This is a genomic window from Kitasatospora sp. NPDC032121 (assembly GCF_055580145.1).
The window spans coordinates 17,871-33,851 of sequence record NZ_JBVILX010000026.1 but is presented as its reverse complement, the minus strand read 5'-3'; the positions used below and the strand labels follow the sequence as shown (position 1 = coordinate 33,851).

Annotated in this window: 13 protein-coding genes; 6 read left to right on the top strand and 7 right to left on the bottom strand. The window is 76.0% G+C overall.

Translation table 11 applies throughout. The features are described 5' to 3' along the window. Positions 1 to 58 precede the first annotated feature (58 nt). Positions 59 to 754, bottom strand: a complete 696-nt coding sequence (locus ACZ5OX_RS36330) for a class I SAM-dependent methyltransferase (RefSeq protein ID WP_449792072.1) — start codon at positions 752 to 754, stop codon at positions 59 to 61. Between the two features lie 147 nt (positions 755 to 901). Between ACZ5OX_RS36330 and ACZ5OX_RS36325 the strand changes: the two genes are divergently transcribed. Then, positions 902 to 1,498 carry a DUF4396 domain-containing protein gene (locus ACZ5OX_RS36325; protein WP_465636139.1) on the top strand — a complete coding sequence of 199 codons (597 nt, stop codon included), beginning with the start codon at positions 902 to 904 and terminating at the stop codon, positions 1,496 to 1,498. A 176-nt stretch (positions 1,499 to 1,674) separates the two neighbouring features. Here ACZ5OX_RS36325 and ACZ5OX_RS36320 read toward each other — a convergent pair whose 3' ends face one another. Continuing rightward, positions 1,675 to 2,220 carry a PadR family transcriptional regulator gene (locus ACZ5OX_RS36320; protein WP_465636137.1) on the bottom strand — a complete coding sequence of 182 codons (546 nt, stop codon included), beginning with the start codon at positions 2,218 to 2,220 and terminating at the stop codon, positions 1,675 to 1,677. 155 nt (positions 2,221 to 2,375) lie between these two features. Here ACZ5OX_RS36320 and ACZ5OX_RS36315 point away from each other — a divergent pair, with 155 nt between their 5' ends. Further along, positions 2,376 to 3,146 carry an alpha/beta fold hydrolase gene (locus ACZ5OX_RS36315; protein ID WP_465636135.1) on the top strand — a complete coding sequence of 257 codons (771 nt, stop codon included), beginning with the start codon at positions 2,376 to 2,378 and terminating at the stop codon, positions 3,144 to 3,146. Positions 3,147 to 3,246: 100 nt separating this feature from the next. Beyond that, complete coding sequence (locus tag ACZ5OX_RS36310) at positions 3,247 to 4,170, top strand: aminoglycoside phosphotransferase family protein (RefSeq protein WP_465636133.1); 924 nt, start codon at positions 3,247 to 3,249, stop codon at positions 4,168 to 4,170. Positions 4,171 to 4,216: 46 nt separating this feature from the next. Here ACZ5OX_RS36310 and ACZ5OX_RS36305 read toward each other — a convergent pair whose 3' ends face one another. From ACZ5OX_RS36305 to ACZ5OX_RS36285, 5 genes are all read right to left on the bottom strand, one after another. Beyond that, entirely contained in the window at positions 4,217 to 5,092 is an 876-nt protein-coding gene (locus tag ACZ5OX_RS36305) for a 5-oxoprolinase subunit C family protein (RefSeq protein WP_465636131.1), read from the bottom strand. A 68-nt stretch (positions 5,093 to 5,160) separates the two neighbouring features. Continuing rightward, positions 5,161 to 5,787, bottom strand: coding sequence for a 5-oxoprolinase subunit PxpB (pxpB, locus tag ACZ5OX_RS36300; RefSeq protein WP_465636129.1), 627 nt, complete (start codon positions 5,785 to 5,787; stop codon positions 5,161 to 5,163). Then, complete coding sequence (locus ACZ5OX_RS36295) at positions 5,784 to 6,548, bottom strand: LamB/YcsF family protein (RefSeq protein WP_392883963.1); 765 nt, start codon at positions 6,546 to 6,548, stop codon at positions 5,784 to 5,786. The genes pxpB and ACZ5OX_RS36295 overlap by 4 nt, the downstream gene beginning before the upstream one ends. A gap of 174 nt (positions 6,549 to 6,722) precedes the next feature. Next, positions 6,723 to 7,247: a hypothetical protein gene (locus tag ACZ5OX_RS36290; protein WP_465636127.1), complete on the bottom strand. Its 525-nt coding sequence runs from the start codon at positions 7,245 to 7,247 to the stop codon at positions 6,723 to 6,725. A 208-nt stretch (positions 7,248 to 7,455) separates the two neighbouring features. Then, positions 7,456 to 8,508, bottom strand: coding sequence for an IPT/TIG domain-containing protein (locus tag ACZ5OX_RS36285; RefSeq protein ID WP_465636125.1), 1,053 nt, complete (start codon positions 8,506 to 8,508; stop codon positions 7,456 to 7,458). A gap of 194 nt (positions 8,509 to 8,702) precedes the next feature. On the opposite strand from ACZ5OX_RS36285, the gene ACZ5OX_RS36280 reads away from it, so the two are divergent. The 3 genes from ACZ5OX_RS36280 to ACZ5OX_RS36270 all read left to right on the top strand — a co-directional run bounded on the left by ACZ5OX_RS36280 (position 8,703) and on the right by ACZ5OX_RS36270 (position 15,955). After that, entirely contained in the window at positions 8,703 to 10,235 is a 1,533-nt protein-coding gene (locus ACZ5OX_RS36280; protein WP_449792103.1) for a hypothetical protein, read from the top strand. 164 nt (positions 10,236 to 10,399) lie between these two features. After that, positions 10,400 to 11,275 carry a hypothetical protein gene (locus ACZ5OX_RS36275; RefSeq protein ID WP_402415911.1) on the top strand — a complete coding sequence of 292 codons (876 nt, stop codon included), beginning with the start codon at positions 10,400 to 10,402 and terminating at the stop codon, positions 11,273 to 11,275. Positions 11,276 to 11,392: 117 nt separating this feature from the next. Continuing rightward, positions 11,393 to 15,955 carry a hypothetical protein gene (locus ACZ5OX_RS36270; RefSeq protein ID WP_465636123.1) on the top strand — a complete coding sequence of 1,521 codons (4,563 nt, stop codon included), beginning with the start codon at positions 11,393 to 11,395 and terminating at the stop codon, positions 15,953 to 15,955. Positions 15,956 to 15,981: the final 26 nt, after the last annotated feature.

Here is a 15,981-nt window from a genome sequence, read left to right as displayed (position 1 = left end):
GGTGCACCGCCGGGCTCGGAGGGGCGCCGGGGGGTGCCGGTCGCCGGAACGCCGGTCGCTAGAGCACCGGCCGCGCCCGGACCCAGGTGCGGTCCGCGGTCAGGTAGCGCTCGACCACCAGACCGGCCTCCGCGAGCGCCCCTTCGAAGGCCTCGGTGCTGAGCGGGCGGGACAGGAAGGTCTGCGACCAGGTTCCGTCCGGGAATTCGTACTCGAAGCGGACCGAGTTGACGCCGTCTCCGACCGGCGTGGCCGAGACCAGCCGGGCCCGGGCGTCCGGGCCGATCGAGTTCTCCCGCGGCACGTTCAGGTGCCAGTCCTCGCCCTCGCGCTGCACCAGCACGCAGCCGTCCTCGGTGACGTGCCGGCGGCAGGTCTCCAGCAGGCCCCGGCGGACGGTCACGTCACCGGCGTGTACCAGGAAGGAGGCGAGCATGACGACGTCGAAGTGCTCGCCGAGGTCCAGCCCCTCGATCGGGCTGCGCACCGTGCGGACGTCGGAGCGGACCCGGGCCAGCATGTCGGCGGACTCGTCCACGGCGGTCACGGTGAAGCCGCGGTCGACCAGCGGGTGCGTCATCCGGCCGACGCCGCAGCCGAGTTCGAGGATGCGCGCGCCGGGCGGCACGGCCGCCTCGATCACGTCCGGGGCGTCGCCCACGGGCAGGCGGCTCCAGACCTCGACGGCGCAGCCGTCCGGGGTGATCGGGCCCGCGCCCGTTCCGTCGTAACCCTCGCGTCGCTCAGATGCCATGCCGTTCATCGGAACACGGACCGGTGTGCGGGGGGAAGGGGGCGTCGGTAAGGGGGTTGCCGCATACCCCGAGGGGGTATATGTTCGGCGTCGACGGAGCGAGAGAAGCGGGCGCCCGACAGGGCGCCGGAGCAAGTGGAGGACGACATGGCGCACCCCGCGCAGCACGGGCACCACGAGCACGCCGACCAGGGGCGGGCCGCTCACGGGCACCACGGGAGCCACGGAAGCCACGGGCATCCCGAGCACGACGGGCACGCCGGGCACGGCCACGCGGGCCACCACCAGGCCCACGCCGGTGGCGGAGCCGACTGGCGGACGGCCGCGCAGGCGACCCTGCACTGCCTCACCGGCTGCGCCATCGGCGAGATCCTCGGCATGGTGCTCGGCACCGCCTTCGGCCTCCACAACGGGGCGACCGTGGTGCTCTCGATCCTGCTGGCGTTCGTCTTCGGCTACGCGCTGACCATGCGTGGCGTGCTGAAGGCCGGTCTCGAGGTCGGTGCCGCGGTCAAGGTCGCGCTGGCCGCCGACACTGTGTCGATCCTGGTGATGGAGCTGATCGACAACACCGTGATGGTCACCGTCCCGGGGGCGATGGACGCCGGCCTCGGTGACCTGCTGTTCTGGGTGGCGCTGGCCGGCTCGTTGGCCCTGGCCTTCGTGCTGACCGTTCCGGTCAACAAGTGGATGATCGGCCGGGGGCGCGGCCACGCCGTGGTGCACGCCTACCACGGGCACTGATCCCGCTCCGGGGTGCCGGAGACTCTCGCCTGCGGCCCGTGCCGACCGTTCGACGGTCGGTGCGGGCCGCGGCGCGTTGTGGGCGCGGCCCGTTCGGCCGGCGCGCCGGCCGCGTTCGGGGCGCGGTGCGTTCGGGGCGCGGTGCGTTCGGGCTGCGGTGTGTTCGGGGGCCCGGTCTACGGTGCGCTCGGCCGCCCGTCGCCCTCCAGCTCGGCCAGGGTCGTGTGCAGCCAGGCGAGTTCGGCCTCGGTGGTGGCGCGGGCGACCAGCAGCAGCCCGCGCCGGAACGGGTCGGTGAACTCCTCGGCGCCGACGGGGCGGTCGCCCTCGTAGAAGAAACTGGCCGGTTCGGCGAGGAAGGCCAGCCGGCGGCGGAGCACGGCGGCCTGGGCGGCGGGGTCGGCGAGGTGCCGCAGGAAGGCGAGCAGGGTGAACCAGCGGTTCTCGTCGCTGACGTCGAGCGCCTCGGGTTCGCGGAGCCGGTCGAGCAGTGCGGCGCGGCCGGCCTCGGTGAGGTGCAGGGTGTGCCGGGGCGCGGCGGCGCTGCCCGGCTCGGTCTCGCGGACCAGCAGGCCGTCGGCCTCCAGGCGCTTGATCGCGGGGTAGAGCGTGCCGTCGCTGATCGGGCGGACGTGGCCGGTGAGCGCGGCGAGGTGGCGGCGCAGCTCGTAGCCGTGCAGGGGGCGGTCGTACAGGAACCCGAGGATCGCGAGCTTCAGCATGGGGCCACTCTCTCAGATCCCTCCCTCGGAGCATGGGTATATCGCTATCGCGATACCTCGACTTCGATGTATCGTCCTGGTCGTCCGCCGGACTCCGCAGGGACCGGCACCCGCCTGGAGCAGGCGGCACCCGTCTGGAACAGGAGCGAGCGAGCATGCGCGAAACCCCCGTCACCCCGAACGGCGACCGGATCCGCTGGGTCGAGCTGCCCGGTGCCGAGCCGGCCCGGCTCTACCTGCACGGGCTCGGCGCCAGCTCGCCGGCCTACTTCGCGGCCGCGGCCACCCACCCGCTGCTCGCCGGTCGGCGCTCCCTGCTGCTGGACCTGCTCGGCTTCGGCCTCAGCGACCGGCCGACGGACTTCGGCTACACGCTGGAGGAGCACGCGGACGCGGTCGCGGCGGCGGTGGCGGCCGCCGGGGCCGACCGGGTCGAGGTGGTCGGTCACAGCATGGGCGGGGCGGTGGCGATCGTCCTCGCCCAGCGGCACCCGCGGCTGGTCGACCGGCTGCTGCTGGTGGACGCCAACCTGGACCGGATCGAACCCGACCGGAGCCACCCCGGCAGCAGCGGCATCGCGGCCTACGCCGAGGAGGAGTTCCTGGCCGGAGGTCGGGACGAAGTCGCCGAGCGGGTCGGCCCGTTCTGGTGGTCCACCATGCGGCTGGCCGGGCCGGAGGCGCTCCACCGCAGCGCCCGCTACCTCGCGCGGGCGACCGTGCCGACCATGCGCGAGCTGCTGCTCGGGCTCGACCTCCCGCGCACCTTCCTCCACCCGGCGACGGACGGCGAGCCGGCGGGTGCCGACGCCCTGCGCGCGGCGGGCGTACGGGTGGTCGCGGTGTCGGACTGCGGACACAACATCATGCTCGACAACCCGGACGGCTTCGCGTCCGCCGCTGCCGCCGCGCTCGGGCGGGGCTGAGCGCGGGGCGGGCGCGGGAGGGCCGAACGTGAGCGCCGCGGGCGGCCCGCCGCCCGCCCGCCGTAGGCTGGGACGGACCCCCCGAGAGGAGCCCGCCCCGATGCCCGTCGAGGTGCCGCCCGCGCTGGCCGCGTCCCTGGAGGAGTTCCTCGGCGCCGAGGGACGTGCCTGGGTGGCCCGACTGCCCGCCCTGGCCGAGGAGTTGCTCGACCGCTGGGAGCTGCGCCCGGACGGGCCGGTCGCGCACGGCGTGGTCGGGCTGGTGCTGCCGGTCCTTCGCGTCGACGGGTCGCCGGCCGTGCTCAAGCTCCAGCCCGTCGACGAGGAGACGGTGGGCGAACCGCTCGCGCTGCGGACCTGGGACGGCCGCGGCGCCGTCCGGCTGCTCGACCACGAACCGGCCACCGGCTCCCTGTTGTTGGAGCGGCTGGACCCGGCGCGCTCGCTGCTCGCCCTGCCCGACGACCTCGCGGCGCTGGCCGTGATCGCCGAACTGCTGAGGGGGTTGACGCATCATCAGGCTCCGTCCGGGCTACGGACCTTGGCGGGTACGGCGAGCGACCTGCTGGACCGCGCCCCGGCGGCCGTCGCCGCCCTCGCCGACCCGGCGGAGCAGCGCCTGCTCGCCGACTGCGCGGCCGCCCTGTGCGAGGTCCGCGCCGACCCCGGCGACCGGCTGCTGCACTGGGACCTGCACTACGGCAATGTGCTGGCCCCGCTCCCGGGAAGCGGCCGGGCGCCCTGGCTGGCCATCGACCCCAAGCCGCTGGCCGGCCACCCGGGCTTCGAGCTGCTCCCGGCGCTGCGCAACCGCTGGGCGGACCTGGTGGCCACCGGGGACCCGGCCCGGGCGCTGCGGCGGCGCTTCGACCTGCTCACGGAGGTGCTGGAGCTGGACCGCGGGGTGGCGGCGGCCTGGACGCTCGCCCGGGTGCTGCAGAACGCGGTCTGGGCGGTCGAGGAGGGCGCGGCGCGACTGGACCCGGGCCAACGGGTCGTCGCCGAGGTGTTGTCGGGGCGCTGAGCGCGGAGCCTTCGCGCCGTTCGGCGTTCCCGTTCGGCGTTCCCGCTCAGCGCTCCCGCTCAGCGCTCCCGCAGGGCACGAAGCGCACCGGCGTCCCCGGCCGGGCCTGCGCGGCGGCCGCGAGGTCGCCGGTCGGCACGACGCCGACCACCGGGTAGCCGCCGGTGGTCGGGTGGTCGGCCAGGAACACCACCGGCTGCCCGTCCGGCGGGACCTGCACCGCGCCCAACACCATGCCCTCGCTGGGCAGTTCGCCGTTCCGGGCGCGGGCGACCGGCGGGCCCACGGTGCGCAGCCCGATCCGGTTGCCGGTCGGCGAGACCAGGTACCGGTCGCGGCCGAGGCGGGCCACCGCCTCCGGGGTGAACCAGTCCGTGCGCGGTCCGAGCCGCAGCCGCAGCACCAGCTCGGCCGGGGGAGCGGGCAGCGGCACCAGCTCGGGCCGGGCCCGGTACGGCGGCGGGGTGCCGACCGGCAGCCGGTCCCCGGCGGCGAGCGGGGCCGGCCCGAGCCCGGAGAGCAGGTCCGCCGAGCGGCTGCCGAGCACCGGCGGCACGGCGATCCCGCCCGCCACCGCCAGGTAGCCGCGCACCCCGGCCGTCGCCGCCCCCACCTCCAGCACGGACCCGGCCGGCACCACGACGGGCGCGCCCCAGGCGGCCGGCCGCCCGTCCACCCGTACGGGCGAGGGCGCGCCGGTGACGGCGACCAGCACCGTCCCGACGGCCCGCAGCGCGACCCCGCCGAGCGTGGTCTCCAGCCCGGCCGCCCCGGCGTCGTTGCCCACCAGTCGGTTGGCCGCCCGCAGCGCCGGTTCGTCCAGCGCCCCGGCCCTCGGCACCCCGAGGTGGGCGACCCCGCGCCGCCCGAGGTCCTGGACCGTGGTCAGCGGCCCGGGCCGTTCCACCACCAGCTCGTTCAACTCCGGCTCCCCTCAGGGCCTCTCCGACCAGTGGCGTCGCACGCCCGGCGGGAACGGTCGGACACGCCCTACGCCCGTTCCACCGTGAAGCGGACCCTGGTGCCCGGGGCCAGCGGGGCCGGCGGATCCCGGTCGGCGTCCCAGAGGGTGAGCGCCGTGCGGCCGATCAGCTGCCAGCCGCCGGGGGAGGGGTGCGGGTAGACGCCGGTGTACGGGCCGGCCAGGGCGACGGAGCCGGCCGGGACGGAGCTGCGCGGGGTGGCCCGGCGCGGCACCTCGTACCGCGCGGGGAGACCGGTGAGGTACCCGAAGCCCGGGGCGAAGCCGCAGAACGCGACGACGTACTCGGGTCCGGTGTGGATCCGGACGGCGGCCTCCTCGGACACCCCCCACAGCGCGGCGACCTCGGCCAGGTCGGCGCCGTCGTACACGGTCGGGACCTCCACCAGCGGCCCGGGCACCGCTCCGGCCGCCGTCGGACGGGCGCTGCGCAGCAGCGCCGCCACCGCCTCGACGTCCGCGACGCCGTCCAGCAGCAGGGTGCGCGCGGCTGGCACCAGCTCCTCCACCGTGCCGAGCGCCCCCGCCTCCCGGCGCTCGCTCAGCCAGCCGTACAGCGCCGCCACCTCGGCGGTCCCTGGCAGTTCGACCAGCAGGGCCCGCTCGCCGACCCGGTGCACCGCCCGGACCGTCACGTGAAGGCCTCCACCCGGACCCCGGCGGAGGCCAGGGCGCCGCGGATCCGCCAGGCGAGCTGGGCGGCCCCGGGGGTGTCGCCGTGAACGCAGAGCGAGCGGGCCTCGACGGGGATCCGCTCGCCGCCGGAGGCCTCCACCATGCCGTCCCGGGCGATGCCGACGGCGCGGGTGATGACCGACTCGGGGTCGTGCACCACCGCGTCCGGCTCACGGCGCGGTACGAGGGCGCCGGTGCGGGTGTACGCGCGGTCGGCGAAGGCCTCGGCGACCACCGGGAGGCCGACGCCCTCGGCCACCTCCAGCAGCAGCGAGTCCGGCAGGCCCAGTACGGGCAGCGGTCCGTCGCAGACCGCGCCCGCTCGCAGCACGCCGGCCACCACGGCCTCGGCCTGCTCGGAGTCGCCGACCACCCGGTTGTAGAGGGCGCCGTGCGGCTTGACGTAGGAGACCTTGGAGCCGGCCGCGCGGGCGAACACCTGGAGGGCGCCGATCTGGTACGCGATCTCGTCGGCGAGCTCCTCCGGGGGCACGTCCATGGCGCGGCGGCCGAAGCCGGCCAGGTCGCGGTACGAGACCTGGGCGCCGATCCGGACGCCGCGCTCGGCCGCGAGCGCGCAGACCCGCCGCATCGTCGACGGGTCCCCGGCGTGGAACCCGCAGGCGACGTTGGCGCTGGTCACCACGGACAGCAGGGCCTCGTCGTCGGTCAGGGTCCAGCGTCCGAACCCTTCGCCGAGGTCCGCATTGAGATCGATCACCGCATCGGCCACGCCCGTCCGCCTCCCAGCAGCTGTTGAGCCAGATGGTAGGGCCTGCGGATGAAGGCCGTTGCCGGTGACCCGGAGCCCCGCGGGCGCTGCGGCGCGTGCCCGGGAGTGCACGCCCCCGGGCGGCGCCGCGGGGGGTGGTGCGCGGCCGGGGCCCGGCGCGCGTCAGCGCGCGGGCGCCGGTTCCCGGGACGCGCGCTCCAGCGGACGCAGCGCCCGCAGCACGATCAGCAGCGGTATGACGCCGAAGACTCCGAACGACATGTCGATGAATCGCCATACAACCGGAATCCCGCGCAGCGGACCGCAGACCAGCGCCAGCGGGATGACGGCCCCGCAGGCGAGCACGGCCCAGCGGATCACCCAGATGTTGCGGACCGGGTCCCTGAGCGGGCCCCAGAAGGCGGCGGCGATCACCAGGTGGGCGAAGGCCAGCCAGTCGGTGCCGTAGGCGAGGAAGGGGTAGCGCTCGTTGGTCTCGGCGAGGCCGGTGTGGACCCGCTCCAGCCAGGCCGTGGCGGCGGGGAGGCGGTCGCCCAGCGGGGCGGCCGGGCCGGAGGCGAAGTCGACCAGCCAGCGGGTCTCGGTCTCCAGTGGGAACGCGGTGAGACCGCTGAGCACCAGGCAGACCAGGAAGAACCAGAGCCACCGCCGGACCTTGCGAAGGATGACCGCCGGGTCGTCGTCCATCTCGCACACCTCCATGCCGAGCATGCCGAAGTGCAGACGGAGCCTTGTGCCGCCTGCGCGGAACCGACTCTAGACCCATCTTTTGAACGTGTTCAACTTGCCTTTTGAAGGGGGCGGCGGCCGGCGGTCCGGAACGCACCGGTGCCCGGGTTCCGCGGAACCCGGGCACCGGTGGGGTGGCACGCAGCACGCGGCGTGCGGACGGCCGCTACGCCGTGTAGGTGTACGTCGCCGGCGCGCTGGTCCCGCCGGCCGTGGTGACGGTGACGCCCACCGGCCCGGGCTGGGCGCCCGCCGGAGCCGTGGCCGTGCAGGCGGACGCGCCGCAGGAGACGTGGGTGGCGGGAACCCCGCCGAAGGCCACCGTCCCGTACGTCAGGTCGCTGCCGGACACGACCACCCGGGTGCCCCCGGCGGCCGGGCCGGAGGCGGGGGACAGGCTGCTGATCACCGGCGCGGCCGGGGTCGGCGGGGTGCCGGTGTAGTCGAAGGTGGCGGGCGCCGCGGCCGTGCCGCCGGGCGTGACCACGCTGACCGGGGCGCTGCCCGAGCCCGCGGGCGTGGTCACCGTGCAGGCGGTGTCGGTGCAGCGGCCGGGCGCCGGGAGGCCGCCGACCAGCACCATGCCGTTGGCCAGGTTGCTGCCGCTGACGGTCACCGCGGTGCCGCCCGCGGCCGGGCCGGTGGCGGTGTCGAGGCCGGTGACGGCCGGGGCGGCCTGGACGGTCGCCGGCAGGTAGCTCTTGCTGACGAGGTCGTAGCCGGAGATGTGCCCGGTCGGGTCGGTGTCGTTCGGGTTGGCGACCGTCGCGGTGATCGCGCCGGCGATCGGCACGCCGGGCGTGGTGGCCAGGTTGAGCTTCATGAAGTTGTAGCTCCCGGGCGCCCGGGTGGCGGTGAACACGGCCTCCAGGTGGCGGTGGTCGGGGGAGAGGGCCGTGGTGAAGGTGTAGTCCGGCGGCGTGGGGAAGAACATCGCGCCGTCGGTGGTGACACCCGGCGGCAGGTCGAGGGTGATGTGCGTCGGCCCGGTCAGGTCCGCGGTGCCGGACGTGGTCCAGCTCACCGACATGTTGCCGGTGGTGAAGAAGCCGCCGGGGTAGTTCCCGCCCTGTGACACGGTCACGTGCTGGGCGGAGGCCGGCGGGGTGTCGGCCGGGGCGGCGGTTGCGGTCGCACCGGTGGCGAGGACGGCGCCGGTGGCGAGGGTGGTCACGGACAGCGCGGCGGCGAGGCTCGCTTTGGCCAGTCGGGTGATCATAGGTCGATCATCACCGAACCAACGCGCCGCCCTCACGGTTTTCTCGAATACGAGTTCGGGAATGGCGGAATTCCGTCGGAACGACGTTCCGAATCGGTCACCCGCACCGCCGCCCACCTGCTGCTTTGCCCGCCCGCAAGGTCCGTTTCGGTCGATGTCGGTGCGAACCTCTAATCTTGTCCCCCGTGACCGCCATCGCAGACCCGCCCATCGAGCCCGGCCTCCGCCCGCCCGCTGGCCCGGCCGCCGCCGCGCGCCCCGCGCCGGGCCCCGCCGCCGACGAGGGCCTGGCCCGTCGGCTCAAGGCGCTGGCCTGCACCGCCCCGCTGCACGACCTGGACAACCGCAAGGTCAACCTGGCCGGCGAGTACGGCGGCTACGCGATGGCCGAGGTCGGCCTCGCCGCGATCGACCTGGTCACCCTGAACATGGACTTCGACACCGGGGCCGACCGCGAGATAGTGCTCGCCCGACTGCTGCCCAGGGTCGCCGCCCAGGCCGTGGACCGCCCCGCCACCGAGCACGAGCGGGTCGCCCGCTGGGTGCTGGAGTCGATGATCAACGTCGGCAGCGTGGACCGCGGCTTCCGCGCCGTCTACGGCACCTTCGGCGCGGATGGCGAGTACATCCGCCGCGACTACGACTTCAAGCTGATCGAGGAGGTCCCCGGCCCCGACGGCGGCGTCTACCTGCGCACCACCGACGAGGCGGTCAACGTCCTGGTCGGCGCGCTCGACACCGACGTCACCTCGGCCCAGATCGCCGCCGAGGTCAAGCTGGAGGTGCTGATCCGCCGCGGCCGCCTGGCCGACGCCCAGCTCGCCGCCGAGCAGGCCCGCTACCGCACCGTCCAGTACGCCGAGACGCTGCGCCGCGCCCTGGACGCCACCCGCCGCAACGTCCGCGCGGTCGACTGGATGCGCGCCATCCCCGACCTCATCGAGGAGGCGCTGGACCACATCGCGGACCGCTACCGGCACGAGAACGCGATTCTCACCAACATCCGCAAGGCCCGCGACGAGGCCGAGGACCCGGAGCACAAGCGCCGCGCCGCCGAACTGGTCGACATCGTCAAGGACTGCATCCGCCGCCACACCCAGCTCCAGACCCGCCTGCTGGAGGCCGGCCCGCTGTTCCGCGCCGAGCAGGACCGGCAGGCCTTCGCCACCCCCGGCGCCCGCAGCGGCATCGACCTCTACGGGCAGCTGCTCGCCCCCGTGCTGCGGCTGCCGATAGAGCAGGCGGTCCGCCCCACCGGCGCCTTCTTCGCCCGCGGCGCCGGCCTGCGCACCCCGGTCTCGGTCCGGGTCGCCGACCTGGTCGACCTGCTGCTCACCCCGCCGGTCGAGCGCGAGCACCTCGGCGCCGAGCTGCCCGACCCCGACCTGGTCGCCACCCCGGACGACAGCCGGTTCTCCGAGGCCCAGCTGGAGTCGGCGATGGTCCTGCTCGACCTGCCCCCGGACGCCCCCCGCCGGCTCTCCGGCCTGCTCGCCGACGCCCGCAAGCAGGACCCGGACCTGCCCTACCTGGTCGCCCTGCTCGCCGTGCACGCGGCCAGCCCGCCGGTCGGCACCGCCTACCGCCAGGGTGAGGAGCGGCTGCTGTTCGCCGTGGACGACGGCACCCCGCTGCGCGACCCGGAGTTCGGCGGCGCCGACCTGATCGTCGGCAGCGCCCTGCTCGACGCGGCCGGCATGGCCGCCGACCGCAAGGACGCCGGCTGACCGGCCGGGCCGCACCCCGCCGGCACCGGCCCCGCCGGCAGCCGACCCCGCCGCAACGACCCCGCGGCAACGACCCCGCCGCAACGACCTCGCCGCAACCGACCCTCGCCGGAACCGACCTTGACGAACCGTAACCACCGCGCCACCCCCGAGGAGCACCGCCCGTGACGACCCACCACGACACGTCCTGGGCGGCCGAGAGCGAACCCGCGGCCCCCGCGCCGATCACCCCGGCCGACGTCGCGGACGCCGCCCGGCTGGTCTCCTTCGGCCTCCAGGCCAAGCTGCTGCCCGCCCGGGACGCCGAGTACGCCGAACTGGTCCGCCGCCACCGCGAGGACCCGCCGTTCGCCCGGCTCGCCGACGCCATCGCCACCGGCATGGGCCTGGTCGTCCTGGAGGTCTCCCCGCGGGCCGGCATGGCCGTGGCCGCCGCCGAGGACTCGCTGTTCGCCGTCCGGCTGGGCGACTACTCGCGCCGCGCCGCCTCCGAGTCCACCGACCGCTTCCTGCACGGCCTCGCCCACCTGGCCGTCGCCGCGATGGCCTTCCCCCGCCCCGAGGACCTCGCCGACGACGGCTACCTCGGCCGGATCACCGTCAACGGCGTCGACTCCTTCGTCCGCCAGGCCTGCCGCCGCCTCGAGGAACAGGCCGACGCCGAGGGCGCCAACACCGACCCGGCCTCCGACGCCCCCGGCCTGGAGGCCGCCTGGCGGGTGTGGGCCCGGCGCACCGCCACCGGCGCCACCAAGGACGCCCGCCGGCTCTCCGGCTCCACCATCGGGATCGTCGCCAAGGCCGTGCTGTTCCTGGTCGACTCCGGCTTCCTCCAGAAGGTGTCCGACGACTCCGGCGGCACCTACCGCACCACCGCCCGCTACCAGCTCCAGGTGCGCGACCTGGCGGGCAGCGCAGCCATGGCCGAACTGCTCGACCTCGGCATCGTCCCGGTCTCCGACGGCACCGCCAGCCTGCTGCCGCCGGACACCGGCGACGAACTGGTCGCCGACGCCGGGCTGCCGTTCCACTCGCTCTGAGCCCCGGCGCTCCGAGTCCACCCGCTCCGAGCCCACCGCGCCGGCCGCGGCCCACCCGCCCCGATCCGGCCCGCCGCCCATCCCTCACGCCACGCAAGCCACGGAGAACCGCCGCCCATGTACGAGCTCAACCGGGTCCGCCTCTACTCGATCGGACCGGCCGGCGCCCGCTACGCCGACACGGTGCTCGACCTGCGCGGCGTCGGCGAGCCGGTCGCCGACCCGGCCCCGCAGCAGATCGGCCTGTTCGGCGAGGACACCGACGGCCCGGTCCGCCGCCCCGCCCCGGCCGGCGTGCTCTTCCTGGAGAACGGCGGCGGCAAGTCCGTCCTGCTCAAGCTGATCTTCTCGGTCATGCTCCCCGGCCACCGCAACACCCTCGGCGGCGCCAGCTCCGGCGTGCTGCGCAAGTTCCTGCTCGCCGACGACTGCGGCCACGTCGCCCTGGAGTGGCAGCACACCGTCACCGGCGAGCTGATCGTGGTCGGCAAGGTCAGCGAGTGGCGCGGCCGCCAGGTCTCCTCCGACCCGCGCAAGTTCGCCGAGACCTGGTACTCCTTCCGCCCCGGCCCCGGCCTCACCCTCGACTCGCTGCCGGTCGCCGAACGGGTCAGCCTGGCCGGCGACCAGAAGGCCCGCGGCCGCCGCCGCACCATGAAGGGCTTCCGCGACGCCCTCACCGAGGCCGGCAAGGCCCACCCCCACCTCGACCTGGTCTTCGAGGACGGCCACGACCGCTGGACCGAACACCTCGGCGAACTCGGCCTCGACCCCGAACTCTTCCGCTACCAGCGCGAGATGAACGCCGACGAGGGCGAGGCGGCCGGCCTCTTCGCGGTCAAGCACGACAGCGACTTCACCGACCTCCTGCTGCGCGCCGTCACCGACACCCGGGACACCGACGGCCTCGCCGACCTCGTGCACGGCTTCGCCGCCAAGCTCGGCCGCCGCGCCGAACTCACCGCCGAACGCGACTTCACCGCAGGGTCGTTGGACCTGCTGGAGCGCATCGCCGAGGCCACCACCGCCCGCGAGACCGTCCGCGAGGCCCACCGCACCGCCGAGCGCCGCACCCGCCGCCTCGCCCACGCCCTCGCCTCCCGCGCCACCGCCGAACGCGACCGCGCCCAGGACCTCGCCATCGAGGTCGCCGCCGCCGCGAGCGCCGTCACCGCGGCCGAGGCCGACCGCACCCGGCACAGCCTGATCACCGACGAACTCACCCACCGGCACGCCACGTTGAGCCTCACCGCGGCCACCGCCGAGGCCGCCGCGCTGCGCCGCGAACTCATCGACGCCCGCACCCTGCACTCCGCCTGGCAGGCGGCCGAGGCGGTGCTGCGCCAGCGCGCCGCCGCCGACCGGGTCGCCCGGGTCGCCGCCGCCATCCGCGAGGCCGAGCTGGACGCCGCCCCCGCGCTCGCCGCCCGGGCCCGCGCCGCCACCGCCCTGGCCCGCGCCCTGGAGGCCGCCGCCGCGGCCGCGGAGTCCCGCGCCGACACCGAGGAGGAACGCGCCGGCGAACTCCAGGAGGAGGGCGGCAAGGCGCAGTCCGACGCCACCGAGGCCGCCACCGCGGCCCAGAAGGCCCGCAGCGAGGCCGAGCACCTGCGCCAGCGCCTCGCCGAGGTCGAGCAGGAGACCGAGGCCGCCGTCTCGGCCGGCTTCATCGACGCCGACGGCGACGTGGACCCGGCCCGCGCCGCACTGCACGCCGCCGACGTCGAGAAGGCCGCCGCCGCCGGACTCGCCCAGGCCCGCGCCGCCGCCGAGGCCGCCGCCGCCCGGCTGCGCGAGGCCGCGGCCGCCACCTCGCGCGCCGAACTCGCCGCCGAGCGGGCGGGCGACGCCCGCAAGGACGCCGCCCGCGCCCTCGCCGCCGAGCAGCGCACCGCCGCCCTGCTCGCCACCGAGCAGCGCCTCGCCGACCTGCTCTCCCTCACCCCCTACCAGGAGGGCGCCGAGGAGGACGCCGGCTTCCTCACCCCCGCCCTGCTCGACCGCAACGCCGAGTACCTGCGCGAACTGCTCGACGAGTCCATCGCCACCGCCGAACGCACCCTGTTCGACCTCCGTACGGCCGCCGCCGACGACTCCCGCATCCTCGCCGCCCTCGGCGACGGCGGCCTGCTGCCGCCCGGCCCGGACGTGCTCGCCACCGTCGAGTACCTCGCCGAGCACGGCATCCCGGCCCTGCCCGGCTGGCGCTACCTCGCCCAGTCCGTCGACCCGGCCGACCACGAGGCGATCCTCGCCGCCCGCCCGGAACTGGTCGACGGCGTCGTCGTCACCGACCCGTCCTCGCTGGAGCGCGCCCGCGAGGCCCTGCAGGCCGCCGCCCTGCTGCCGCGCTCCACCGTGGCCGTCGGCGCCGCCGCCTCGCTGATCGCCCCGATCACCGACCAGCCCGCGTTCTTCCTGGTGCCGCCGAACCCGGCCATGCACGACGAGTCCGCCGCCGACGGCGAGCGCCGCGAACTGCGCGCCCGGGCGAGCGCCCGCGAGGAGCACATCCGCGAACTGGCCGGCCGCCTCGGCGCCGACCGCGCCCTCGCCGCCCGCCTCGCCTCCTGGCACGCCAGCTGCCCGCCCGGCACCCTCGCCGAACTCGCCGCCGCCGCCGAGGCCGCCCGTGAGCACGCCGAGCAGGCCGCCGCCGCCCTGGCCACCCTGCGCGCCGACCACGACGAGGCCGAGACCGACCACGCCGCGGCCGCCTCCGCCCACGAGGAGCACCGCGAGGCCGCCCAGCGCGCCCGCCGCCGCGCCGACGCCCTCTCCGGCCTCGCGTTCCGGCTGCGCGAGCGCGGCAACTGGGCCCGCCGCCAGCGCGAACTCACCGAGGACGCCACCGAGTGCGACCGCCGCCAGGCGCTGTGCGCCGAACGCGCCCGCACCTGCGACGAGGACCGCCGCGCCGCCCAGCGCGCCGCCGACGACGCCCGCCGCACGGCCCGCGCGCTGCGCGCCGAACGCGCCGAGATCCCCGCCGCCGAGCAGGCCGACGAGCCCGCCGAGACCACCCCCGTCGCGCTTCCCGCCCTGCGCGAGGCCTACCGCGCCGCCTCCCAGCTGTACGAGAAGGTCGGCGTCGGCGCCGACCTGCGCGCCGAACAGGCCCGCGCCGAGGGCGACGAGGCCGCCGCCGCGGCCGAACTCGACCGCCTCACCAACAAGGTGCGCACCCGCGCCGAGGAACTCCTCGGCAGCCCCGACGGCGCCGACGGCCCGGCCCGCCAGGCCGCCGCCGCCCGCGCCGAGGAACTGGTCGCCACCATCGAGGCCCGCTCCGCCACCGCCAGCGAGCAGCTCGGCCGCCTGCGCGGCGAGGCCGAGCGCTCCGCCCCCGCCGACGGCGAGGCGCACACCGAGCTGCCCGAGGACCTCGTCCCCACCGACCCGGAGCACGCCCAGGCCCTGCTGCGCACCGCCACCAGCCGCCTCGCCGAGCGCCGCGAGGCCCTGGAGGCCGCCCGCACCGCCCACGCCGACCTCCAGCGCACCTTCGACACCGCCCAGGCCGCCGCCGCCGACTTCGACGAGCTGGCCGGCCAGCTGCGCGACGGCCTGCGCGACCACCAGGAGGACCCGGACGACCCGGTCGAGCCGTACCTGGGCTCGCTGGCCGAGGCCCGCAACGGTGCCACCGAGGCCCGCCGCTCCCTGCGCACCGCCGCCGGCGAGCTGTCCTCCTCCGAACTCGCCGTCCGTGACGCCTCCGACGCCCTGGTCCGGCACGCCAACGCGGCCCGCTACGAGGCCGTCCGCACCCCCGCCCGCCAGCAGATCCGCGAACTGCCCGCCTCCGCGCTGCCCGAGCACGCCGCCGCCTGGGCCGCCGCCTTCGCGCCCCGGCTGCGGGTGCTCACCGACGAGCTCGCCCAGCTGGAGAAGAACCGCGGCTCGATCGTGGACCGGCTGCGCGGCCTGGTCGAGTCCTCGCTCACCACCCTGCGCGCCGCCCAGCGCCTGTCCCGGCTGCCCGAGGGCCTGGGGGAGTGGTCCGGCCAGGAGTTCCTCCGGATCCGCTTCGAGGACCCGGACCACGCCACCCTGGTCGAGCGCCTGGGCGAGGTCATCGACGAGGCCACCCGGGCCGCCGTCAAGAAGAACAGCGACCTGCGCCGCGACGGCATGTCCCTGCTGCTGCGCGGGGTCGCCGCGGCGATCGGGCCCAAGGGTGTCAGCGTCGAGATCCTCAAGCCCGACGCGGTGCTGCGCGCCGAGCGGGTCGGCGTCGGCCAGATGTCCGACGTCTTCTCCGGCGGCCAGCTGCTCACCGCGGCCATCGCGCTCTACTGCACCATGGCCGCGCTGCGCGCCAACGACCGCGGCCAGTCCCAGCTGCGGCACGCCGGCACGCTGTTCCTGGACAACCCGATCGGCCGCGCCAACGCCACCTACCTGCTGGAGCTCCAGCGGGCCGTGGCGGACGCGCTCGGCGTCCAGCTCATCTACACCACCGGCCTGTTCGACACCACCGCGCTCGCCGAGTTCCCGCTGGTGATCCGCCTGCGCAACGACGCCGACCTGCGCGCCGGCCTCAAGTACATCTCGGTGGAGGAGCACCTGCGCCCGGGCCTGCCGGCCGCACCGGACCCGGACGGCCCGGCCATCCACGGCGAGATCACCGCCACCCGGATGTTCAAGCGCCCCGCGGAGGTTCCCGCCCAGCCGTGACGGATCCCGTACGGGCGGGCGATCGC

Bases quoted from the DNA above. Each gene is read 5' to 3' on its own strand.
- ACZ5OX_RS36290 (WP_465636127.1), bottom strand. From the start codon at position 7,247: ATGGACGACGACCCGGCGGTCATCCTTCGCAAGGTCCGGCGGTGGCTC.
- ACZ5OX_RS36320 (WP_465636137.1), bottom strand. From the start codon at position 2,220: ATGCTGAAGCTCGCGATCCTCGGGTTCCTGTACGACCGCCCCCTGCAC.
- ACZ5OX_RS36330 (WP_449792072.1), bottom strand. From the start codon at position 754: ATGGCATCTGAGCGACGCGAGGGTTACGACGGAACGGGCGCGGGCCCG.
- ACZ5OX_RS36315 (WP_465636135.1), top strand. From the start codon at position 2,376: ATGCGCGAAACCCCCGTCACCCCGAACGGCGACCGGATCCGCTGGGTC.
- ACZ5OX_RS36285 (WP_465636125.1), bottom strand. From the start codon at position 8,508: ATGATCACCCGACTGGCCAAAGCGAGCCTCGCCGCCGCGCTGTCCGTG.
- ACZ5OX_RS36270 (WP_465636123.1), top strand. From the start codon at position 11,393: ATGTACGAGCTCAACCGGGTCCGCCTCTACTCGATCGGACCGGCCGGC.
- ACZ5OX_RS36310 (WP_465636133.1), top strand. From the start codon at position 3,247: ATGCCCGTCGAGGTGCCGCCCGCGCTGGCCGCGTCCCTGGAGGAGTTC.
- ACZ5OX_RS36325 (WP_465636139.1), top strand. From the start codon at position 902: ATGGCGCACCCCGCGCAGCACGGGCACCACGAGCACGCCGACCAGGGG.